Source organism: Lentzea sp. NBRC 105346 (genome assembly GCF_030269605.1).
Classification (GTDB): Bacteria; Actinomycetota; Actinomycetes; order Mycobacteriales; family Pseudonocardiaceae; genus Lentzea.
The window spans coordinates 273365-295923 of sequence record NZ_BSTQ01000007.1; the positions used below are offsets into that span (position 1 = coordinate 273365).

At 70.2% G+C, this 22559-nt stretch carries 21 protein-coding genes; 9 read left to right on the plus strand and 12 right to left on the minus strand.

Annotated elements, in window-relative coordinates; translation table 11 throughout:
- Positions 1–63: 63 nt before the first annotated feature.
- The gene (locus tag QSK35_RS17950; protein WP_285747492.1) at positions 64–906 is read right to left on the minus strand and encodes an aminodeoxychorismate lyase; all 843 of its coding nucleotides are present in this window, start codon (positions 904–906) and stop codon (positions 64–66) included.
- Between the two features lie 86 nt (positions 907–992).
- Here QSK35_RS17950 and QSK35_RS17955 point away from each other — a divergent pair, with 86 nt between their 5' ends.
- Genes QSK35_RS17955 through QSK35_RS17975 form a run of 5 tightly spaced genes read left to right on the plus strand, consistent with a single transcriptional unit; the run spans position 993 to position 5115 of the window.
- Entirely contained in the window at positions 993–1376 is a 384-nt protein-coding gene (locus QSK35_RS17955; protein WP_502881677.1) for a Fur family transcriptional regulator, read from the plus strand.
- Positions 1373–2434 carry a CAF17-like 4Fe-4S cluster assembly/insertion protein YgfZ gene (gene ygfZ, locus QSK35_RS17960; RefSeq protein ID WP_285747496.1) on the plus strand — a complete coding sequence of 354 codons (1062 nt, stop codon included), beginning with the start codon at positions 1373–1375 and terminating at the stop codon, positions 2432–2434. The genes QSK35_RS17955 and ygfZ overlap by 4 nt, the downstream gene beginning before the upstream one ends.
- Positions 2435–2450: 16 nt before the next feature.
- Positions 2451–3278, plus strand: a complete 828-nt coding sequence (locus QSK35_RS17965; RefSeq protein ID WP_285747497.1) for a beta-keto acid cleavage family enzyme — start codon at positions 2451–2453, stop codon at positions 3276–3278.
- A 60-nt stretch (positions 3279–3338) separates the two neighbouring features.
- Positions 3339–3908: an RsiG family protein gene (locus QSK35_RS17970; RefSeq protein ID WP_285747499.1), complete on the plus strand. Its 570-nt coding sequence runs from the start codon at positions 3339–3341 to the stop codon at positions 3906–3908.
- 43 nt (positions 3909–3951) lie between these two features.
- On the plus strand, positions 3952–5115 hold the full coding sequence (locus QSK35_RS17975) for an MFS transporter (protein WP_285747500.1): 1164 nt from the start codon (positions 3952–3954) through the stop codon (positions 5113–5115).
- A gap of 147 nt (positions 5116–5262) precedes the next feature.
- Here the strand turns inward: QSK35_RS17975 and QSK35_RS17980 are convergent, their stop codons facing one another.
- The gene (locus tag QSK35_RS17980) at positions 5263–6156 is read right to left on the minus strand and encodes a DUF8083 family protein (protein ID WP_285747502.1); all 894 of its coding nucleotides are present in this window, start codon (positions 6154–6156) and stop codon (positions 5263–5265) included.
- A gap of 172 nt (positions 6157–6328) precedes the next feature.
- Between QSK35_RS17980 and QSK35_RS17985 the strand changes: the two genes are divergently transcribed.
- A complete protein-coding gene (locus QSK35_RS17985; RefSeq protein WP_285747504.1) occupies positions 6329–6520 on the plus strand; it encodes a DUF3073 domain-containing protein in 192 nt (63 codons plus the stop codon).
- A 72-nt stretch (positions 6521–6592) separates the two neighbouring features.
- Here the strand turns inward: QSK35_RS17985 and QSK35_RS17990 are convergent, their stop codons facing one another.
- Positions 6593–7585: an NADH:flavin oxidoreductase/NADH oxidase gene (locus tag QSK35_RS17990; protein WP_285747506.1), complete on the minus strand. Its 993-nt coding sequence runs from the start codon at positions 7583–7585 to the stop codon at positions 6593–6595.
- Positions 7586–7689: 104 nt separating this feature from the next.
- On the opposite strand from QSK35_RS17990, the gene QSK35_RS17995 reads away from it, so the two are divergent.
- The gene (locus QSK35_RS17995) at positions 7690–10632 is read left to right on the plus strand and encodes a tetratricopeptide repeat protein (RefSeq protein ID WP_285747508.1); all 2943 of its coding nucleotides are present in this window, start codon (positions 7690–7692) and stop codon (positions 10630–10632) included.
- Here QSK35_RS17995 and iolD read toward each other — a convergent pair.
- Genes iolD through QSK35_RS18040 form a run of 9 tightly spaced genes read right to left on the minus strand, consistent with a single transcriptional unit; the run spans position 10625 to position 19896 of the window.
- Positions 10625–12478: a 3D-(3,5/4)-trihydroxycyclohexane-1,2-dione acylhydrolase (decyclizing) gene (gene iolD / locus QSK35_RS18000; RefSeq protein ID WP_285747509.1), complete on the minus strand. Its 1854-nt coding sequence runs from the start codon at positions 12476–12478 to the stop codon at positions 10625–10627. The genes QSK35_RS17995 and iolD overlap by 8 nt on opposite strands.
- A complete protein-coding gene (gene iolB / locus QSK35_RS18005) occupies positions 12475–13371 on the minus strand; it encodes a 5-deoxy-glucuronate isomerase (protein WP_285747511.1) in 897 nt (298 codons plus the stop codon). The genes iolD and iolB overlap by 4 nt, the downstream gene beginning before the upstream one ends.
- Complete coding sequence (locus QSK35_RS18010) at positions 13368–14270, minus strand: Cgl0159 family (beta/alpha)8-fold protein (RefSeq protein WP_285747513.1); 903 nt, start codon at positions 14268–14270, stop codon at positions 13368–13370. The genes iolB and QSK35_RS18010 overlap by 4 nt, the downstream gene beginning before the upstream one ends.
- Positions 14267–15196, minus strand: coding sequence for a 5-dehydro-2-deoxygluconokinase (iolC, locus tag QSK35_RS18015; RefSeq protein WP_285747515.1), 930 nt, complete (start codon positions 15194–15196; stop codon positions 14267–14269). The genes QSK35_RS18010 and iolC overlap by 4 nt, the downstream gene beginning before the upstream one ends.
- Positions 15193–15966, minus strand: a complete 774-nt coding sequence (locus QSK35_RS18020; RefSeq protein ID WP_285747517.1) for an ATP-binding cassette domain-containing protein — start codon at positions 15964–15966, stop codon at positions 15193–15195. The genes iolC and QSK35_RS18020 overlap by 4 nt, the downstream gene beginning before the upstream one ends.
- The gene (locus tag QSK35_RS18025; protein ID WP_285747519.1) at positions 15963–17012 is read right to left on the minus strand and encodes an ABC transporter permease; all 1050 of its coding nucleotides are present in this window, start codon (positions 17010–17012) and stop codon (positions 15963–15965) included. The genes QSK35_RS18020 and QSK35_RS18025 overlap by 4 nt, the downstream gene beginning before the upstream one ends.
- Positions 17013–17024: 12 nt before the next feature.
- On the minus strand, positions 17025–18017 hold the full coding sequence (locus QSK35_RS18030; protein ID WP_285747521.1) for a sugar ABC transporter substrate-binding protein: 993 nt from the start codon (positions 18015–18017) through the stop codon (positions 17025–17027).
- A 5-nt stretch (positions 18018–18022) separates the two neighbouring features.
- On the minus strand, positions 18023–18883 hold the full coding sequence (locus tag QSK35_RS18035) for a TIM barrel protein (RefSeq protein WP_502881678.1): 861 nt from the start codon (positions 18881–18883) through the stop codon (positions 18023–18025).
- Between the two features lie 5 nt (positions 18884–18888).
- Positions 18889–19896: a Gfo/Idh/MocA family protein gene (locus QSK35_RS18040; protein WP_285747524.1), complete on the minus strand. Its 1008-nt coding sequence runs from the start codon at positions 19894–19896 to the stop codon at positions 18889–18891.
- A gap of 126 nt (positions 19897–20022) precedes the next feature.
- On the opposite strand from QSK35_RS18040, the gene QSK35_RS18045 reads away from it, so the two are divergent.
- Positions 20023–21024 carry a LacI family DNA-binding transcriptional regulator gene (locus tag QSK35_RS18045; protein ID WP_285747526.1) on the plus strand — a complete coding sequence of 334 codons (1002 nt, stop codon included), beginning with the start codon at positions 20023–20025 and terminating at the stop codon, positions 21022–21024.
- Entirely contained in the window at positions 21021–22511 is a 1491-nt protein-coding gene (locus QSK35_RS18050; RefSeq protein ID WP_285747528.1) for a CoA-acylating methylmalonate-semialdehyde dehydrogenase, read from the plus strand. Before QSK35_RS18045 ends, QSK35_RS18050 begins: the two co-directional genes overlap by 4 nt.
- Positions 22512–22559 lie beyond the last annotated feature (48 nt).

Consider the following 22559-nt stretch of genomic DNA (forward strand, 5'->3'; position numbering starts at 1 on the left):
CCGTTATGGCCACCTTCACTGCGCTGAACGCAGTGAAGGTGGCCATAACGGTTCACGCGGCGATCAGTACTCGGACTCGTAGAGGCCTCGGAGCTCGGGGAGCAGGGCCGTCGAGTCGGGGAGTTGCTTGCCGTCCAGCGTGTGCACGCGCGTCACGGTGCGCACGCTGGACACCAGGAACAGTCCGTCCGCGGTGTAGAGGTCCTCGACCGGGATCGGCTCGACGACCGTCGTCCAGCCGGCGCGCTCGGCGGCGCGGAACAGCGCGGCCTGCGTCGTGCCGGGCAGGATGCCGAGCTGCGAGGGCGGCGTGACCAGCGTCCGGCCGCGGACCAGCACGGCCGTGGAGGTCGGGCCCTCCAGCACGGAGCCGTTCGACGTCGTGAAGATGACCTCGGCGGCACCCCGGCGCTCGGCCTCGCGCAGCGCGGCCATGTTGATCGTGTAACCCAGCGTCTTGGCGCCCAGCAGCAGCCACGGCGCCCGGTCGGCGAGGCCGGGCTCGACGCCGCGGTCCAGCGTCACGGCCGCGAGGCCCTCGGCGCGCTGCTGCAGCACCTTGGGGCTGATCTCCATGCCCAGCGCGAAGCCGGTCGGCGTGCCGTCACCGCCCTCGATGCCGCGGGTCTGCACCAGCTTCAGCGCGATCTCGCGTGCGCCGGTCCAGTTGCCGATGACGAGCTCGATCGCGCGCTCGAACGCGGCACGGTCGGGTGTGGGCATGTCGAGCATGGCGGCCGACCGGTCGAGCCGGTCGAGGTGCGGGGTGAGTTCGCGGGGCTTCCCGTCGACCACGAGGATCGTTTCGAAGACACCGTCGCCGCGCAGGAGTCCGAGATCGTCCACGCGGATCTGCGGTGAGTCGGGGTCGGCCAGAGTTCCGTCGAGCAGTGCGAGCACGCGCATGCCGTGAGCCTACTAACAACCGGGCCCGTAACATTGAGCCGGTGGAGACCGCAAGAGGCCTGCGCAAGACGTTGCACGAACGCGGCATGAGGATGACTCCGCAGCGTCAGCTCGTGCTGGACGCGGTGCGCGAGCTCGGCCACGCCACACCGGAGCAGATCTGCGGGCGCGTGCAGCAGACCGCGCCGACGGTCAACATCACCACCATCTACCGCACGCTCGACCTGCTCGACCGGCTCGGCCTGGTCCGGCACACGCACCTCGGGCACGGCGCACCCAGCTACTCCGTCGACGAGCACCAGCACGTGCACCTCGTCTGCCACGTCTGTGGCCGCATCGACGAGATTCCGTGTGAGCTGCTCGACGGTCTCGTCGGAACACTGCGCGCCCGCGACGGGTTCGAACTGGATGCCAGCCATCTCGCCCTGTCCGGCACCTGCCGCGACTGCCTGAACCAGGAGACCGAGTGAGCGCAGTACCGCCGCCCGACGATTCCTTCGACGCCGGTGTGCCGTGGCACCACGGCGACCCGTTCGCGGAGCAACGCTCGGCGGCGCGGTCGGCCGTGGTCGTCGACCGCTCGCACCGGGGCGTCATCGCGATCCCGGGCGACGACCGGCTCACGTGGCTGCACAACCTCACCAGCCAGCACTTCCTCGAACTCGGCGAGGGCATGGGCACCGAGGCGCTGATCCTCGACGCACAGGGCCGGCTCGAGCACCACATGATCGTCGCGAACGTGGGCGGCACCGTCTATCTGGACGTCGAGAAGGTCGACGACCTGCTGGCGTACCTGAAGAAGATGGTCTTCTGGTCCAAGGTCGAGCCGCGTGACGCGACGGGCGAGTTCGCGTTGCTGAGCCTGGTCGGACCCGATTCGGTGGCCGTGCTGGAGAAGCTCGGCCTGCCGGTGCCGGGCAAGCCGGCCCAGGTGGTGGCGCTCGAGAACGGCTGGGTGCGGCGCATGACGTGGCCCGGTCACGACGCGGTCGACCTGCTCGTGCCCCGCACCGCGCGCGAGGAGTGGCTGGAGCGGCTGACCGACGCGGGCGCGCGGCCGGCGGGCAGCTGGGCGTTCGAGGCGTTGCGCGTGGAGTCGCTGCACCCGCGCCAGGGCGTGGACACCGACGAGCGCACGATCCCGCACGAGATCAACCTGATCGAACGCGCCGTGCACCTGAACAAGGGGTGCTACCGCGGCCAGGAGACGGTCGCGAAGGTCCACAACGTGGGCCGCCCGCCGCGCCGGATGCTTCTACTCCACCTGGATGGTTCTGCGGACGCCCTCCCAGAGACCGGTGACCCCGTCTCACTGGATGGCCGCACGGTCGGCCGGGTGGGCAGCGTGGCGTTGCACCACGAGCTGGGTCCGATCGCGTTGGCGCTGGTCAAGCGGTCTGTCCCGGTGGAGAGCGACCTGGTCGCGGGTGCTCCCGATCGAGAGGTGCAGGCCCGGATCGACCCGGACTCGGTGCCGCCGGACACGCCCGGACTGGGTCGCGAAGCCGTTCGTAACCTGGGGCGGTAGTACCTAGGATCGCGGCATGTCCTCACCAGGCACGCTGATCACGGTCGCGCCCACCGGCGCCGAAGTCTCCAAGGCCGACGTCCCGCAGCTTCCGGTCACCCTGGAAGAGCTGGTCTCGACGGCCGTCAGCTGCGAGCAGGTCGGCGCGGCGATGATCCACGTCCACATCCGGGGTGACGATTTCAAGCCGACCCTGGATCTCGGGCGCTTGAAGGAGACCGTCGCGGCGCTGCGGTCGGAGACCTCGCTGGTCGTCCAGCTGTCGACGGGTGGCTCGGTCCGTGATCCGGAATCGGACCGTTTGCGCGTTCTGGAGGCCATGCCGGACTCGGCGTCCTGCACGATGGGCACCGTGAACTTCGGTGACGACGTGTTCATGAACCGCTGGGAGTTCATCGTCGCGTTGCACAAGGGCATGCAGGAGCGGGGCATCGTCCCCGAGTACGAGATCTTCGACCTGGGCCAGCTGACGTCGTTGCGCCGGTTGCTCGACCAGCACGGCCTGCCCGCGGGCGGGCACGTGCACGTCGACTTCGTCATGGGCGTGCCCGGCGGCATGCCCGGCGACGCGTTCACGCTGACCGCCGCCGTGCAGGCACTACCGGAGGGTGCGACGTTCTCCGCAACGGGGATCGGCCGATCGACGCTGCCCGTGATGTTCACCGCACTCGGCGCCGGCGGGCACCTGCGAGTCGGCATGGAGGACACGACGAGCTACTCGAAGGGTGTTCCGGTTCGGGACAACGCGCAGCTGGTGGCACGTGCCGCGGGCTTGGCGAAGATCGCCCAGCGGCCCGCCATCTCGCCCGACGACGCCCGGAAGCTCCTCGGTGTGCACATTTGAGACAAGTTTGGAAGCAGCTATGTGTTGGCGGGTGACCGGGATCTACCTCAGGATGGACACGTGATCGAGGTGCGTCCTGGCGGGCGCCGCCGAATTGACCGGGTGCTCGCCCCCGACTACACGGAGGGCGTCGAGCAGCGCCCGCTGGTCGAGGTGCGCGAGCTGCGCGACGAGGCCGCGCAGGAGGAGACCGACCTGTCCTACCTGCGGCGGCTCCTGCACGCGCGGATCGACATCGTCCGCGCCGAGGTCAAACGGCGCAGCGAGGGCGGATCGGCGGTCGTCGACCAGCTCGCGACGATCCTGTCGACCAACGCCGTGGGCCCGGCGACCGGCCTGGGCCGATACCAGACCCACGAGCCGTCCCGTGCCGACGCGCACCAGCGGCACGTCGAGGCCCTGGTGTCGGACGTCGACCTCTCCGACGTGTCGTCGCTGTCGGACGACAAGCTCGCCGAGGCGCTGGAGACGTTCATCTCCGAGGAGGCCTCGGTCTCCATCCGGCGGCGCGAGGTGCAGGTCGTCGTCGACGCGCTGAACGCCGAGATCGCGTCGCGCTACCAGCGCGGATCCGCTTCGGTGGACGAGCTGCTGGCCGCGGAGCGCGGGCACCGCCGTCCCAAGGACTGAACGGCCGTTCCCACTTTCTGAGTGCGCGGCCTAGCGTGCGGGTATGCGCTATCGCTGGGTCGTGCTCGGGATCGGCGCCCTCGCGCAAGGTACGAACGCCGCCGTCTTCCTCGGCCTGCCCGCGATCACCCCGCAGCTGCGTGATCACTTCGGCCTGACGCTGCCCCAGGTGGGACTCCTGCTGGGCGCGGTCAACCTGGGCACGATGCTCACCCTGGTCGCGTGGGGTGTCGCGGCCGACCGGCGGGGCGAGCGGTTGATCATGGCTCTCGGAGGCTTCGGCGCCGCTTCGTGCCTGGCCGGCGCCGCGTTCGGCAACGCGTGGGTGGCCGGGCTGGCGCTGCTGGGCACCGGGCTGTTCGGGGCGAGCGTCAACGCCGCCAGCGGGCGCGCGGTCATGTCGTGGTTCCGCTCCGGCCGCCGTGGGCTGGCCATGGGCATCCGGCAGACGGCCACGCCCCTGGGCGCCGCGCTCACCGGGGCGCTGCTGCCGATCGTGGCGGTCCGGCAAGGGGTGCCCGCCGCGTTCGGCTGGCTGGCGCTGGTCACCGCGACCGTGGCGCTGGCGGTGGCCGTGTGGGTGCGGGAGCCGCCGGGTGCCGTTCGTACCGGTGGCTCGCACGGGGTCGTGCTCGGCGACCCGCGGTTGATCCGGCTCAGCGTCGCCAGCGGGTTGCTGGTCGTGCCGCAGTTCACCGCCGCCGCGCTGCTGGTCGAACTGCTGCACGAGCACCGCGGCCTGGCCATCGGCGCGGCTTCGGCGGTGTTCGCCGTCGCCCAGGCGCTGGGCGGGGCCGGGCGGCTCGGCGTGGGCGTCTGGTCGGATGCCGTCGGCAGCCGGATCGGGCCGATGCGGATCCTCGCCGTGGCGATGGCCTGCGGGTTCGTCCTGTGTGCGGCGCTGGACCGGGCGCCGGTGCCGGTGCTGGTCGCCGTGCTGGTGCCGACAGCGGTGCTGGCGTTGTGCTGGAACGGGCTCGCGGTGACCGCTGCCGGGGAGCTGGCGCCCGCCGGGCGGAGCGGGACCGCGCTGGGGATGCAGAACTCGGCCAACTACCTGAGTGCGACGATCACGCCCGCCGTGGCCGGATGGGTCGCGGTGCACGTGGCGTGGCCCGCGGCGATGTTGCTGGCCGCCGCGGCGGCGGTGACCGCTCGGATCCTGCTCGGCCGGGCGGAGCAGCCGGCGCCGGTCGCTGCCGGGTAGCGCGGCCGGGTAGCGCAGCCGGCGCGGGTCGCTGCCGGGTAGCGCGGGCGGCCGGAATTGTCGGACCTGCCTGGGAGAATTGGAACCGGGGGTCCCCCTGCGGCGGGGGACGCCCACGTCAGCGTGCGCGGCAGGCGTCTGCCGTGCTCAGCCGTGGCGCTCTCGTCGGGCCAGCTCGCCCCAGAACTCGCGCAGCGTCTCGTACCTGAGCGCGACCTCCTCGGCGTCCCCGGTCTCCAGCGCGTCCAGGATGGCGTTGACGTCGGCGGCGGAGGTGTCCTCCAGCAGGTCCTTGTCGTCCACGAGCTGCACCAGCCCGCCGTAGTCCAGCTCGACGGCGGAGTGCGGGTGGAAGTGCTCCAGCCAGCGCCCGGTGTCGGCGAGCACCTTGGCGGGCCCGTCGTCGCCGATGGTCTTCTTCACCACGGTCAACGCACGCGCGACGCGGCGCCGGGCGTCCGCCATGGCGACCCGCCACGACACCTGCCGCTCAGGGTCGTCCTGGGGCGCGAGCACGATGCGGCGGGCCTCGGGCTCGACCAGGGCGAACCAGGGCAGCGGGACGGTCCAGGTCGTGGAGATCACGTGCACCGCGCCGCCCGAGAGCTCGGCCATCACGGCCGACGCGCGCGCTCGCACGGTTTCCGGGCCCAGCTCCAGGACGGACTCCCGCAGCACGGGCGTCGACGTGGCCAGGAATCCCACCAGAGCCGCGGCGGCACGCGGGCGCAGGTCGATCGGACAGACCAGGGGGCCGGGGCCGACCTTGGCACCCTCGTTCGTGGGCACCTCGGCGGGGCTGATGGTCATCACGTCGAACGGGGCGTCGGGGGCCGCGGAGCCGTCGGATCTCTCGCCGGGCAGCAACCTGACGGGCCGCGCCAACTGTGATCGTAGCCACAGTTCCCGCTCGCGATCGCCGGCTTCGGCACGGCTCAGAGCGCCCTTGTCCAGGGCGTGGCGCACCCTTTCGGCCAACGGTGAGTCAAGGGCCGACAACGGTTCGTACACCCTGAGGTAGGCGACGAACGGTCGAGGCACCGGAGCATCCTTCCACGCGGGGGCCGATCGAGATTTGGCGGCACGTGTCACGCCTACCGCGTCGCGAGGAACCCCATCGGCACGGTACGGTAGTTACCAGGAACTAGTTGTCGAGACGAGTGGGGCCGCCGTTCCCCCGGCCGCCCCCGTCCCTGTGCGAGGGGGTCGAGCCATGGGGCGCGGCCGAGCTAAGGCCAAGCAGACGAAGGTCGCCAGGGAGCTCAAGTACAGCTCTCATGAGACCGACTTCGAGGCCTTGCAGCGCGAACTGTCGGGCGGTAGCGGTGCTTCCGCCAACGGTCGTGGTGGCGAAGACCATCACGACGACGACCCGTATGACGACTACGACGACTACCGTCGCTGATCACGGCCTGAGGGTTTCAAGGGTTGGGCGGCCACTGGATGGCCGCCCAACCCTTGAAGTCTGAGGGCCTTTTCAGAACGCCCTGGCGTACTGCCTCGGTGCCTTGATCTCCACACCCAGCTCCTGCGCCGCGTGCAGCGGCCAGTACGGGTGGCGGAGCAGCTCGCGCCCGAGCAGCACCAGATCGGCGGAGCCGTCAACGAGGACCTGTTCGGCCTGGCGCGCGTCGGTGATCAGACCGACCGCGCCGGTCGGCACGTCTGCCTTGCGCCGCACCGTTTCCGCGAGCGGCACCTGGTAGCCGGGCCCGACCGGGATCTTCGCGTCCGCGGAGTTGCCGCCGCTGGACACGTCGACCAGGTCCGCACCCGCCTCGGCGAGTCGCTGGGCCAGCACGACGCTGTCCTCGGCGGTCCAGCCGTCGTCGGTCCAGTCGGTGCCGGAGATCCGGACGAACACCGGCACGTCGACCGCTTCGCGGACGGCCGCGGTCACCGCGACCGGCACGGCGATGCGCTCTTCGAGCGTGCCCTCGTTCGTCAGCGGCGAGTAGAACTCGTGCAGCAGATAGCCGTGCGCGGCGTGCACCTCGACGACCTCGAACCCGGCCTCGACGGCCCGGCGGGCGGCCGAGACGAAGAACGAGGTGATCTCGTCGATGCCGGCGGCGTCGAGCTTCGACGGCGTGTGCATGCCGGGAAACGGCTCGGCGGTCGGCGCGACGGGCGTCCAGTCGCCGTAGGCCTTGCGGCCCGCGTGCGCCAGCTGGATTCCCGGAACGGCGCCGTTGTCCTTGATGAACTTCGTGATCGGCCGCCAGGCCTCGACCTGTGTGTCGTTCCAGATGCCGACGTCGTTCGGCGAGATCCGGCCGCGCGGCTCGACCGCGGTCGCCTCGGCGATCACCAGGCCGGCTCCGCCGACGGCGCGCGAACCGAGGTGCACCAGGTGCCAGTTGGTCGGAACGCCGTCCTCACCTGCCGTGTACTGGCACATGGGGCTGACCGCGATCCGGTTGGGCAGGGTGACCGACCGCAGGGTCAGTGGGGTGAACAGCAGGCTCACGTCCAGCTCCTCGTGAGTTCGTATGTCTACGAACTGTTAAAGGAGTGCGGCCCGCCGGATCAATCCCGAGGGTGATCGGCATCTCATCGGGTAGAACGAACGGCGTGGGTGACACGCACAACGAGCTGCACGGCGACGTTCACGGAGTGCTCTACCAGGCACGGACGATCAACGTCTTCGGTGAGCACGCCGTCCCCGCGCTGATGGGGCTGCCGCGACCCGAGCCGGCGTTCACGGGCCGGGCCACCGAGCTGGCGCGGCTCGCGGCGGCGTTGCGCGGCGGCGACCAGGCGGTCGTCGTGTCCGGGCTCGGCGGCGTCGGCAAGTCGACGCTGGTGATCCGCGCTGCGCACGACGCGCTGGAACAGTTCCCCGGTGGCGTGTTGTTCCTGAACCTGCACGGCTATTCGCCCGAGGGCCGGGTCGAACCGGCCGACGCGCTGGCGACGTTGCTGCGCGACCTCGGCACGCCGCAGATCCCGCCGACGCCGGCCGGCCGCGAGACGCTCTACCGGTCCGTCCTCGCGAAACGCACCGAGCCGATCCTGATCGTGCTGGACAACGCCTCGTCGTCGGAGCAGGTGCGGCCACTGCTGCCGGGAGTGGCGCGGCACCGCGTGCTCGTGACGAGCAGGCACACGCTCGGCGACCTGGGTGCCGTGCACATCGACCTGAACGTCCTCGGCGACGACGACGCGACCGTGCTCATCGACACCGTGCTGGGCGCGGACGGCAGGGTGCGGGCCGAGCCGGAGGCCGCGGCGACGCTGGGCCGGCTGTGCGGGTACCTGCCGCTCGCGGTGCGCATCGCCGCCTCGATCCTCGCGGACGACGTCGCGATGCCGATCAGCGAACTCGTCGACGCCCTACGCGGTGAGGCCACCCGGCTGAAAGAGCTGGTGTACGGCGAGGATCTGGCCGTGCGCAACGCGTTCGACCTGTCGTTCCGGCGGCTCACCGCGACGCAGCAACGGATGTTCGCGTTGCTCGGCCTGCATCCGGGCGCCCAGATCGGCTTCCGGTGCGCGGCCGCACTCGCCGAGGTGTCCGAACGCGAGGCCCGCCGGACACTCGACGAACTGCGGCGCGCACACATGATCCTCGTCGGCGAACCTCGCGGCTGGTTCCGGTTCCACGACCTGGTGCGGCTGCACGCCGTGGACGAGTCGGGCGCGTTGCCCGATCGCGACGCGGCGATCCGGCGGATGCTGCGGCACTACGCCCGTACGGGACTGGCCGCCAACTCCTGGGTGCTCTACAACGACCGGAGGTACGACGGCTTCGACAGCCTCCGGGAAGCGCTCGACTGGTTCGAGGCGGAGCTGCCGTCACTGCGCGCGGTGGTTACTTTGACCCATGACGCCGGCTACCACGACCTGACCCGCGAGATCGCCTTCGGGTTCACCACCATCTGGGCCAACCACGGCCACACCGAGGACTTCGTGGAGGTCCAGCGGATGGCGCTGGCCGCGACCCGAGCCCTCGGTGACTCGCAACGCGTGCCCGTCACGCTCCGGAACATCGGCCGGTCCCTGCTGGCCATGGGTGACGTCGCGGGAGCGGACGCCGCGCTCACCGAAGCGAGCTACCTGGTCGCCGCATTGCCCTATGGAGCGGAGCGGTCGTCGATCGACACGCATCTCGCCCTGGTCCGCGACCGGCAGGACCGGTGCGACGAGGCGATCGAACTGCTGAACCGGGCGCTGACCACCGACGACCACTACATCGGCATGCTGCCCGCGATCTACGCATCGCTCAGCATCGTGCACCGGCACCGGGGAGATCCCGTGGCAGCACTGCACTTCCGGCAACAGGCGACCGACGTGTACGACGGTCCGAAGGAGTCGATCGACTTCGCCTCCCACCTCGCCGACCTCGCCGACGCGCACGCCGGGACGGGTGACGTGCAGAAGGCCGTGGAGGTGCTCGGTGACGCGCTGGCCGTGATGCGGAACATCGGTTTCCTGCCCGGACAGCGCGATGTGCTGTGGCGGCTGGCCGGGTACCACGCGACGCTCAAGCAGTACGACCTGCAGCTGAGGTACCTCCGCGCGCGGGCCGGCTCGTTCACCGACGGCGACCGGTCGGCACAACGCGCCGAGGCCGTGCTCGAGCTGGGCAAGTGCCTGTATCGCAACAGGATCTACGACGAGGCCGTCGAGGTGCTCCGGCTCTCCGCCGAACTGCACGCCCACCTGCGCGTCGTCATCGGTGAGGCGCACAGCCAGGACTGGCTGAGCTACGCCTGCCGGGACGTGGAGGATCTCGCCTCGGCCGAGGTCGCCGCCCGACGTGCGCTGGAGCTCTACCGGCAGGCCGGTAGGGACGACGACGCCGCGCATGTCACCAGAGGTCTGGGCAACCTGCGCCAGGACGTGGCAGAGCTCGAGATCGCGCTGGATCACTTCCGCACCAAGGGTTTGCGGCTGGAGGAAGCCGACACGTTGCGCGACATCGCCCGCGTCCTGTCCGACCGGCCGGCCAGGATCCGCACGTTGTCGGCGGCCGTGGAGATCCTGCGGGATCTCGGCGAACCGGCTCGGCTGGCGAACGCGCTGAACGCGTTGAGCAACGCGCATGCCAACGACGAAGACCACGCCGGTGCCGAAGCGACCGCACGGGAGGCCGTCGCGCTGGCACGGGAACTGGGGCTTGCCGATGAGGAGGCGTTGGCGTGCCTGCGCCTCGGACGTGCCCTGGTCAAGAAGGGTGACCACGCCGGTGCGATCGAATCCCTCGGTCGCGCGCTGGCACACGGGACCGAGGACGTCAGCGACATCCATTACCACCTCGGCGTCGCCCACCGCGAACGCGGCGACCTCGATCGGGCGCGGGAACACCTGACCACCGCGCTCGACCTGGACCGCCGCGACGGCATGCCGCGGAGTGAGGGATTGTCGTTGTGTGAGCTCGGCAAGCTCAGCCAGGCGGCCGGAGACCTGACGGAGGCGCGCCGGCTCGGCGCGCGGTCGATCGAGGTGCTCACCGCGGCGGGCGAGACCACCGCCGCGGACAACACCAGGACGTGGCTGGACTCCCTCAGTTGAGGTAGCGGATCTGACGCGCCTTGCCCTCCTGGACCGACTCCCGCGCGGCGGCGATCTCCTCGCGGTGCGAGGTCTCGGGAACGCCGACCTCCCACCAGGCACCGGCCTCGGTCCACGACGACGGATGCGTCCTGATCACGACGACGGCCGGCCGGTGTTCGCCCTGCGCCACGTCGCGGGCCTTGCGGTACGCGCCTTCGAGGTCGGCGAGCGAGTCGACCGAGAAGACCGCGCAGCCCAGAGCCGCGGCATGGGCCGCGAAGTCCGTGCGGGGCGCCTCCGCGTGCGGGGTCAGGCAGTCGGCGTAGAGGTTGTTGAACCCCGCACCGCCCTGGCCCATCTGCAGGCGGTGGATCACCGCGTAGCCGTCGTTGTCGCAGACGACCGCCACGAAACCGTGGCCCGCGAAGGAGGCCGAGAACAGCTCCGAGTTCAGCATCAGGTACGAACCGTCGCCGAGCAGGGTGGTGACCACGCCGGTCGGCCGGGCGATCGCGGCACCCCAGGCACCGGCGAGCTCGTAACCCATGCAGGAGAAGCCGTACTCGACGTCCATTGTGGACTCACCGGACGCGCGCCAACCACCGATCAGCTCGCCCGGCATGCCGCCGGACGCGGTCATCACGTAGTCGGACGGGGTGCTGACGTCGTTCACGACGCCGACGACCTGGGCGTAGGTCGGCAGTCCCTCAGACGGTGTGCGCAGCCCCGAGATGTGCTCGTCCCACTTCACCCGTTCCTTGCGCGCACGGGCGGCCCACGCCTGGTCGGCCTGCCAGTCGCCGAGCACGTCGGTGAGCTCACGCAGGCCCTCGTCGGCGTCGGCGACCAGGGCCAGTGCGCCGTGCTTCACCGCGTCGAACCGGGCCGCGTTCAAGGTCGCCAGCCGCACCGACGGCGAGAAAACCGTCCAGGACGCCGTGGTGAAGTCCTGCAGCCGCGTGCCGATCGCGAGCACGAGGTCCGCCTCGCCGGCCAGCACGTTCCCGGAAGTCGAGCCGGTGATGCCCAACGGGCCCGCGTGCAGCGGGTGGTCGTGCGGGACGAGCGTTCGTCCGGCGGTGGTCTCGACGACGGGAATCCCGTGCTGCTCGATGAACCGGATCGCGCGGCCGGCCGCACCGGAGTAGCGGACACCGCCACCGAGCACGACCAGCGGGCGTTTCGCGGCGCGGAGGGCCTGCGCCACCTCGCCGAGCGCGCGCAGGTCCGGGCGCTGGCGCAACGGGCGGTGCACGACCGGGTGGAACAGCGCGTCAGGGAAGTCGAACGACTCGGCCTGCACGTCCTGCGGCAGCGCCAGCGTCACCGGGCCGCAGTCGGCCGGGTCGGTCAGCACACGCGCGACCTGCGGCAGCGTGGCCAGCAGCTGTTCGGGCTTGGTGATGCGGTCGAAGTAGCGGCTGACCGCGCGGAACGCGTCGTTCACCGTGACGGTCGGGTCGCCGTAGTGCTCGACCTGCTGCAGCACGGGATCCGGCGCCCGGCCGGCGAAGGTGTCGCCCGGCAACAGCAGCAACGGCAGCCGGTTCGCGTGCGCGACACCGGCCGCGGTCACCATGTTGAGCGCGCCGGGGCCGATCGACGACGTGGCGACACCGACCTGACGGCGGTGCGTGGCCTTGCCGATGGCGACCGCGGCGAGTGCCATGCCCTGCTCGTTGTGGCCGCGCCACACCGGAAGCTGGTCGCGCACCTCCTCCAGCGCGTTGCCGAGCCCGAGCACGTTGCCGTGCCCGAAGATCGCGAACACGCCGGGGAACAGCGGCGCGTGTGTGCCGTCGAACAGTTCGGTGCGCTGGGCCAGCATCCACCGGACCAGCGCCTGAGCCGTGGTGAGCCTCATCCCACTCGCCCCTCTGCAGATGTGACGGGGCAACGCGGGTCGAGCTCCTGCTTCTCCCAGCTGTCCCGGATCCACGTGTGCGCCGGGTCGTCGCAGAACGCCATCGAGCGCTCGTTCCCCGGTCCCGCGAGCACGTTCAGGTAGTACATCGGGTAGCCCGGCGCGGCGACGCACGGACCGTGATATCCGCGCGGGATGAGGAAGACATCGCCGTCGCGGACCACGACGTCCTCGTCGATCTCGCCGTCGTCGGTGTACGTGCGGTGCAACCCGAAGCCCTCGCGCGACGGCGTCTCGTGGTCGCGGCCGGCGATCCGGAAGTAGTAGATCTCCTCGTTGACCACGTCACACGTGTGGTCGTGCTTGTGCGGCGGATACGAGGACCAGTTGCCGTCCGGCGTGATCAGCTCGCACGCGATCAGCTTGTCCGCGTGGTCCCACACGCCGGGCACGCCGAAGTTCGTGACCTGCCGGGTCGCGCTGCCCGCGCCGCGCACCTCGACCGGAACCTGGTTCGCCGGGCCGTACTTGGGCCGCAGGCGGTTCTCGCACCTGGCCATCGGCAACGCGATCTCGACACCGTCCTTTGTGGATATCTGGACGGTGGCGTCGCGTGGCACGTAGGCGAAGTCGGTGACGCGGGTGAACACCGAGTCACGGCCCTGCAGCTCGAAGCGCGCGCCGTCGACCTCGACCACGCAGCTGCCGGACAACGGCAGCACGAACGCCTCGAAGTCGCCCGTTTCGATGGTGCGCGTTCGACCGGGGTGCACCATCAGGACGCGCAGCCCCGTGTAGGTCCAGCCCGCGTCGCCGGGCGCGAGCTTGACCGCGTCCTCCGCGATCGACAGCGACCCCAGGGGCCGGTGCAGCGTTGAATTCCTCTGGGTCATACCGTGATTCCCCTCGCGGATCGCAGAACCGCGGCGGCGGCTTCGACGGCGGCGGCGACGTCCCCGTGCGGCGGGTAGAGCAGGGCCCGCCCGATCACCAGACCGCGCACGGTCGGATGGCGCAGCGACCGGCCCCACGACTCCAGGTCGTCGGCCGGGTCGTCCGACGGCACACCGCCCAGCACCAGCGTGGGCAGCGTCGTCGTGTCCAGGACGGCGGTCTCCTCGGGTGCGGGCAGCTTGAGCCACGTGTACGCCGAGGTGGTGCCGAGGCCGGCGGCGACGCTCGCCGCGCGGGCCAGCGCGGCGGGATCCTTCTGCAGCACCAGCTTCCCGGACGTGTCGCGCTCGTACGGCAGCGGTTCGACCATGGCCATCAGGCTGTGCTCGGCGAGATCGGACACGGCCTGCGCGCAGCTCTCCAGCGTCGGGATCGTGCCCGCGTCCGAGTCGACCAGGCGCAGCAGCATCTTGCCGCCGTCGAGCCCGAGCCGCGCGATGGACGCCGCGTCGTACGCGGTGAACCGGTCGTCGATCTCCCAGTCCGCACCGGCCAGGCCGCCGCGGTTCATCGAGCCGATGACGACCTTGTCGTGCAGGCCGTCCAGCAGCAGGAGCTCCTCGATGACGTCCGGCGTGCCGAGCACGCCGTCGACCTCGGGGTTCGCCAGCGCGGTGAGCAGCCGGTCCAGCAGCGAGCGCCGGTCGGCCATGGCGAGCGGGTCGGCGCCCACGCCGAGCGCGCCGCGGGCCGGGTGGTCGGCCGCCACGAGGAACAGGGTTCCCTTCTCCGACAACACCTGGAGCCGCCTGCGGCGCGCTTTGTAGGCGTGCGTGATGGCCGACGGCTCGGCCGCCCGCGTCTCCAGCAGGTTCGCCCACTGCTCGTCTGTGATCACAGCAGTTCCTCGATCTCTTGCCGGGTCGGCATGGCGTCGGCGCAGGCGAGCCGCGACGCGACGATCGCGCCCGCCGCGTTGGCGTACTCCGCGATGCGGACCGGTTCCCAGCCCGCGAGCAACCCGTCCACGAGCGCGCCACCGAACGCGTCGCCCGCACCGAGCCCGCAGACCACCTCGACGAGGTTGGGCGGCACGGTCCAGGAACCTTCTTGCGTGGCGACGAGAACGCCCTCGCCGCCCTTCTTCACCAGCGCCAGCTCGACGCCGCGGTCCAGCAGCCTGCGCGCGGCCTCGTCCGGGTCGGACGTGCCGACCGCGACCTCGACCTCGGTGCGGTTGCCGACGGCGACCGTCACGTGGTCGAGCATCCAACCGATCTCGGCGCGCGCGGTCTCCACGTCCGGCCAGAACATCGGCCGGTAGTCCAGGTCCAGCACGGTGTGCGCCTTGCGGCCGCGGTGTTCCAGCATCTTGCGCTGGGTGCCGCGCGCGGGTTCGGTCGAGACGCCGGTGCCGGTCACCCACAACAGCGGGACGTTCGCGACGACGTCCCACGGCACGTCGGTCTCTTCGATCGTGAGGTCCGGCGCGATCGGCGCGCGGTAGAACAGCAGCGGCGGGTCCGCGGGCGGGTTGAGCTCGCAGAACACCACCGGCGTGAGCAGGCCTTCCGACGTGCCCACGAAGTCCGGCGCCACGCCGAAGTCGGACAACGCCTGGCGCACGTAGTCGCCGAAGCCGTCCGGGCCGACCTTGGTGAGCACGGCGGCCCGGCGGCCGAGCCGCGCGGCGGCGACCGCGACGTTGGTCGCGGTGCCGCCGAGCGACTTGGCGAACGTGCTGACGCCCGCCAGCGGGACGCCGCTCTGCTCCGGGTAGAGGTCGACGCCGACGCGGCCGACCGTCAGGACGTCGAGCGTCACGCCTCGACCGCCCGGAGCTCGTGTGCCAGCGCCTCGAGTTCGGCGCCACCGGCCATCTGGCGGGTCAGCTCCTCGAGGTTGATCTCGTCCTTCTCGTAGCAGCCGAGTGCGCGGCCGCGCTTGAGCAACAGGAACCGGTTGCCCACCGGGTAGGCGTGGTGCGGGTTGTGCGTGATCAACACGACGCCGAGCCCGCGGTCACGGGCCTGCGCCACGTACTTGAGCACGACACCGGCCTGCTTGACGCCCAGCGCGGCGGTCGGCTCGTCGAGGATCAGCACCTTGGCGCCGAAGTGCACGGCCCGCGCGATGGCGACGCACTGCCGTTCGCCACCGGACAGCGTGCCGACCGGCTGCTCGACGTCGCGCAGGTCGATGCCCATGTCGGACAACGCCTTGCGGGTGACCTCGCGACCTTTCTTCCGGTCGATGAACCCGAACGTCGTGGTGGGTTCGGACCCGAGGAAGAAGTTGCGCCATACGCTCATCAGCGGCACGACCGCGAGGTCCTGGTACACGGTCGCGATGCCGTGGTCCAGCGCCTCACGCGGTGACGAGAAGCGAATCTCCTCGCCCTCGACCTTGAACGTGCCCGCGTCGTGCTGGTGCACGCCGGCCAGGATCTTGATCAGCGTGGACTTGCCGGCGCCGTTGTCGCCGAGCACGCACGTGACCTCGCCCGCGTTGACCACAGTGGACACATCGCTCAGCGCGATGACGCTGCCGTAGGTCTTGCCGATGTCCTCGACTTCGATCAGTGGGGTCGTCATCGCCTTACCCTCTCCGCACGACGCCGCAGGACGTTGTTCACGAGCACCGCGGACAGCAGCATCACGCCGAGGAACAGCTGGAACCAGTCGGAGTTCCAGTTGGCGTAGACGATGCCCTGCCGCGCCATGCCGAAGATCAGCGCGCCGATCGCCGCACCCACCGCGGAGCCGAAGCCACCGGTGAGCAGGCAGCCGCCGATCACCGCGGCGATGATGAACTGGAACTCCAGGCCGATGCCCTGGTTCGCCTGCACGCTGGTGAACCGCAGGATGTTGATGGACCCGACGAGCCACGCGGCGAACGCGGTCGTCATGAACAGGATCACCTTGGTCCGCAGCACCGGCACGCCGACCGCGCGGGAGCTCAGTGCCGCGCCGCCGACCGCGAAGATCCAGTTGCCGAACTTGGTGCGCACCAGGAGGGTCGCGGCCACCGCGGTGAACAGCACCCACCAGATGATCGACACGTAGAAGGGCTGGCCCGCGATGTTGAATGTCGAGGCGAACAGGTAGCCGGCGGACTCGTAGCCGACCGTCTCGCGCATGCCGGACACCTGGACGGTGCCGGTGATGAGGCGGGTGACACCGAGGTTCAGGCCCTGCAACGCCAGGAACGAGCCCAGCGTCACGATGAAGCTCGGCAGCCCGGTCCGCATCACCAGCCACCCGTTCAGCGCACCGACGGCGAGCGCGAACGCCAGGGAGACGAGCAGCGCGAGCCAGACGTTCAGCCCGAGCTGCGTGGAGAGGATGGCCGTGACGAGCGCGGTCGACGCGGTCATGACGCCGGCGGACAGGTCGAACTCGCCGCCGATCATCAGCAGCGCGACCGCGACCGCCATGATCCCCAGCGTGGACGCGTCGTCCAGCCAGGTGGCGACACCACCGAGGCTGAGGAACTGGTCCGTCACCACCGAGAAGAACAGGAACACCAGGAGTGCTCCCAGCGCGGCGCCGATCTCCGGTCGAACGACCAGCCGGTCGAGCACCCTCGCCTTGCCGAGCCTCTCGTCGAGGACGGGAGGTGCTTTCGCCGTCACGGTCATCTCCTGCTCCTCCTATCGCTTGCCGGCCTTGGCGTACTCCGCGACCTTGTCCACATTGGACTTGTCGACGAAGCCGGGGCCGGTGAGCACGGGCTTGCCGCCACCGAGGGTGTTGGCGTTGTCGCGGTAGAGCTTCAGCATCACGATCGGCAGGTAGCCCTGTTCGTACTGCTGCTGGTCGACGGCGAACAGCACGTCGCCCGCCTTGATCGCGGCCACCACGTCGTTGTTCAGGTCGAACGTGGCGACCTGTGCCTTGGACGACGCACCCTTGACCGCGTTCGCGGCGAGCACCGCGACCTGCGGGTTGAGGCCCAGCACGGCGTCGATCGCGCTGTCGGACTGCAGCTTGGCCTTGATGCGGGCCTCGATGTCGGTCGGGTTGTTGATGTCCACCTGGAGGTTCTCGACCGAGCCGAACGTGCTCTTCGCGCCGTCGCACCGCTGGCTCAGGCCCACGTTGCCCGCCTCGTGGATCACGCACAGCAGCTTGGTCTTGCCCGCTGCCTTGAGCTTCTTGCCCGCTTCCTCACCGGCGATCGACTCCTCCTGGCCGACGTGGGCCAGCGCGCCGAACTCGGCGCTCTTCGCGCCGCCGGAGTTGATCGTGATGACGGGGATGCCCGCCTTGACGGCGTTCTGGATCGACGTCTTGAGGGCGTCGGGGTTCGCCATCGACACGACGATGCCGCCGACCTTCTGCGACACCGCGTTGTCGATCAGCTTCGCCTGCGCGCCGGGGTCGCCGTCGGACGTGTAGTCGACGGTGACGCCGAGCTGCTTGCCCGCGTCCGAGGCGCCGTTCTTCACGACGTTCCAGAAAGCGTCACCAGCGGAGCCGTGCGTGACGACCGCGACCCGCAGGTCGCCGCCACTGGACTGCTGGCTGTTGCCGCCCGTGCTCTGCGAGCTGTTGTTGTTCGAGCCTTGGGGCCCGCTGCAGGCGACCAGCAGTGCGGCACCGGCGAGCAGGATGCCCGCCTTGGTCAAGCGACCGGACTTCATCGTCTCTAGTCCCTTCCGAGGATCTTGCTGAGGTGCGCGAGGCTGCGCGCGGTGTCCTGCAGGGGCTTGGCGGCAGGACTGTCGTCCCCGAGCGCGGTGTCCTGCTCGAGTACGAACCAACCGGTGTAACCCGCCTCCTGAACGAGCTTCACCAGGGATTCGACGTCCACGTCACCATCGCCGAGCGGCACGTACATGCCCTGCCCGACGGCGGTGGCGTAGGCGACTTCTCCGCTGCGCACCGTCTCGGCGACATCGGCGCGCACGTCCTTGAGGTGGACGTGGCCGATCCGGTCCGGGTAGCGGCGGGCCAGCTCGACCGGGTCCGTGCCACCGATGAGCAGGTGGCCGGTGTCCAGGCAGAGCTGGAGATCGGAGTCCGCGAGGAACCGTTCGACCTCCGGCTCCCGCTCCACGTGGGTGCCCACGTGCGGGTGCAGCACGGTCCTGAGGCCGTGCCGGGCGGCGATCTCGCCGATCTTCGCGCAGGTGGCGACGAGGGTCTTCCACTCGTCGTCGCTGAGCTGCGGACGTTCGTCGTAACCATCCAGGCCGGTCGCGGCGGCGAGCACGAGCACCTCGGCGCCGCCCGCGGCCAGAATCGCCGCCACCCGATCCGCTTCATCCAATGTGGACTGTTCGTTCGTGTGGAGCGGAACGGCCAGGAAGCCGCCCACCAGTCCCAGCTCGTACTTGCCGAGCAACGTGCGCAGCTGGTCCGGATCGGCGGGCAGGTAGTCGGGCGGGCCGAGCTCGGTGGCGGTCAGGCCGAGTTCACGCATTTCGGAGAGGACGGTGTCGGCGTCGAGCACGCGGCCCCAGCCGGGAACCTCGCACACGCCCCAGGAGATCGGCGCACCGGCGATCTTCGTCACTTGGATGCCACCTTCGTGTCCAGGCGAACCGGGGCTCCGGACCGCCGGGACGCCTCACACGCCTCGGCGAGCTGGAGACTGATCAAACTCTCCCGCGCGGGTGACGGGTTCGCCACTTTGCCCGCCACGACGTCGACGAACACCGACATCTCGTTCATGTAGGCGCGGTGGAACCGCTCCGGGAAGCCGGGGTAGGCGTCGGGGCCGGCCACGTGACCACCGGGTTCGAGCGATGTCAGCGGCGTGCGCGCGTCGAGGCCGGCCGTGAGCGAATCCTTGCTGCCGAGCACCTCGATGCGGTGGTCGTAGCCGAGCGGGTCGTGCCGCCCGCCGGACAGCGTGGCGTGCGCGCCGCCCGCGAACTTCAGCAGGACGACGGCGTTGTCCACGTCGTCGGCGTCGGCGAACGCCTGGTGCACGAGCACGCTGCCGGAGGCGTAGACCTCGACGACCGGCTCGCCGACCAGCCACGGCACCGCGTCGAGGTCGTGGATGAACAGGTCGCGGAAGATGCCACCGGACGCGGGCAGGTAGCCGAAGTCCGGCGGGTTCGCGTCGTGGCCGATCGCGCGCACCAGGTAGATGTCGCCGACCTCGCCCGCGCGGATGCGCCGGTGCAGCTCGAAGACGGCCGGGTCGAAGCGGCGCTGGAAGCCGACCAGCACCTCGACTCCGGACGCCTCGACCTCCTCGACCAGCTTCGTCATCTCGGCGAGGTCGCTCGCGATGGGCTTCTCGCACAGCGTGGGCACGCCCGCTGCGACGGCCTCCCGGAGCAATGCCGGGTGGGTGTTCGTCGGCGTCGCCAGCAGCACGCCGTCACTGCTCTTCAGCAGGTCATCGAAGTCGTCGATGGCCGTCGTACCCGGCAGCCCGGCTGACGCCTGCGCTGCGCGACCGGACACCGGGTCGAAGAGGAGGACCTCGTCCACCTGGGCCAGCGCCGCGAGGTTCGTGGCGTGCATGGTGCCGATCCGGCCGACACCCGCTACTCCGATCCGCATCGCAGGTTTCCCCTGTTCCTGGGTCTGATGTGTTAGAGCGCTCTATTGGTTGGAGCGCTCTAATGCTGTAGCTTCAGTCACACGGGTGTCAAGGGTGTGTTTCTTCTGGGTTCGGGGAGGTGACGGGTGACCAGACCGACGATGGAGGACGTCGCGCTTCGCGCGGGCGTCTCACGCGCCCTGGTTTCGCTTGTCATGCGGGGGTCACCGAAAGTGAGCGACCTGCGCCGCACCGCGGTGCTGAAGGCCGCGGAAGAACTGGGGTATTCGCCGCACGCGATGGCGCGGTCACTGGCGTCGCGAACGTCGACCGTGCTCGGCGTGATGGTGTCGGACCTGCACAACGCGTTCTTCGCCGAGGTCGTGGACGGCATCGACGCGGTCGCGCGCGAGCAGGGGTTCGACATCATCATCAACACCGGCGGCCGTTCGCCGACCCGCGAACGACGCGCCCTGGACAGCCTGCTGTCGTTCCGCCCGGCGGGTGTGGCCTTGTTGTCACCGGTCGTGCCCGCCAACGCCATCAGCAAGGCCGCCGAGCAGGTGCCGATCGTGCTCGTCGCCCGTTCGTCGCGCGTATCCAATGTGGACACTGTCAACGACGATGGCGAGCAAGGCTGCGGGCTGGCGATCGACCACCTGGTGTCGTTGGGGCACACGCGGATCGCGCACCTGGACGGCGGCGAGGGCACCCAGGCGGGTCCGCGACGCCGCGGCTACATCGCCGCCATGACCCGCCACGGCCTGACCCCTCAGGTGGTTTCGTCGGAGTACACCGACGTCGCGGGCGCGCGGGCGATCCGTGGTTTGATCTCGTCCGACTCGTTGCCCACGGCCATCCTGGCGTGCAACGACTTCAACGCGGTCGGTGCGATCTCCGCCCTGGAGGACGCCGGCCTGCGGGTCCCTTCGGACGTGTCCGTCGTCGGGTACGACAACACGTCGCTGGCCGCTCTGCGGCACGTCTCCCTGACGACGATCGACCAGCCGCGCAACGAGTTCGGCCGGCTGGCCGCCGAAGCGCTGCTGCAAAGGGTGCGTGGTGAGCGCACCGAACCCGTGCGGCACCTGCTGCACCCGTCCCTGGTCGTGCGGAACACGACCGCTCCCCCAGGAGGAGACCGTTGAGCACCACCATTCCCCACTGGATCGACGGCGCCCGGACCACCGGTGTGTCGTCTCGCCGGTCCGACGTCTTCAACCCGGCGCTCGGTATTGCCGAGAAGCAGGTCGTGCTCGCCGAGCAGTCCGATGTGGACCTCGCGGTGTCGTCGGCACTGAAGGCGGCGGCCTCATGGGGTGAGTCGTCGCTGTCCACCCGCACCCGCATCCTGTTCGCCTACCGGCAGCTGGTGCACGAGCACCGCGACGAGCTGGCCGCGATCATCACTGCGGAACATGGAAAGGTCCTGTCCGACGCCGCGGGCGAGGTACAGCGCGGCCTGGAGGTCGTCGAGTTCGCGTGCGGCATCCCGCAGCTGCTCAAGGGCGAGCACTCCGAGCAGGTCTCGCGCGGCGTCGACGCGTACTCGATCCGCCAGCCGCTGGGCGTGGTCGCGGGCATCACGCCGTTCAACTTCCCGGCCATGGTGCCGATGTGGATGTTCCCGATCGCCATCGCGGCGGGCAACACGTTCGTGCTCAAGCCATCCGAGCGCGACCCGTCGACCGCGGTCCGGCTGGCGGAGCTGTTCAGCGAGGCCGGGCTGCCCGACGGTGTGCTGAACGTGCTGCACGGCGACGCCTTCGCGGTGAACGCCCTGCTCGATCACCCGGACGTGTCCGCGGTGTCGTTCGTCGGCTCCACGCCGATCGCGAAGCACGTGTACTCACGCGGCACAGCGAACGGCAAGCGTGTGCAGGCGTTGGGTGGCGCGAAGAACCACATGGTCGTACTGCCGGACGCCGACCTCGACATGGCGGCGGACGCGGCCGTTTCGGCCGGCTACGGCTCGGCGGGCGAGCGGTGCATGGCGATCTCGGTCGTCGTGGCCGTCGGCGACTCCGGTGACGAGCTGGTCGACAAGATCGCCTCACGCACGCGCGAGCTGACCACGTTGCCCGGCACCGACCCGGCCGCGCAGATGGGCCCGTTGGTCACCGGTGTCCACCGAGACAAAGTGAAGTCCTATGTGGACTCTGGTGAGCAGGAGGGCGCCACGCTCGTCGTCGACGGCCGTGGGTACGCGCCTTCCGGGCACGAGAACGGGTTCTGGCTGGCGCCGACCCTGTTCGACCACGTCACGTCGGACATGTCCATCTACTCCGACGAGATCTTCGGGCCGGTGCTCAGCGTCGTGCGCGTGCCCACGTTCGAGGACGCCGTCGACCTGGTGAACGCCAACCAGTACGGCAACGGCACCGCGATCTTCACCGGTGACGGGCTCGCGGCGCGCGAGTACCAGCACCGGGTGCACGTCGGCATGGTCGGCATCAACATCCCGATTCCGGTGCCGATGGCGTACTTCTCGTTCGGAGGCTGGAAGGACTCGCTGTTCGGCGACACACACGTGCACGGCGCCGAGGGCGTGAAGTTCTACACGCGGGCCAAGGCGATCACCGCCCGCTGGCCGCGTCAGCATGGCATCGACCTGGGTTTCCCGACCCACGGCTGACGCACACACAAGAAGGCCCCCGCTGGATGCGCAGCGGGGGCCTTCTGT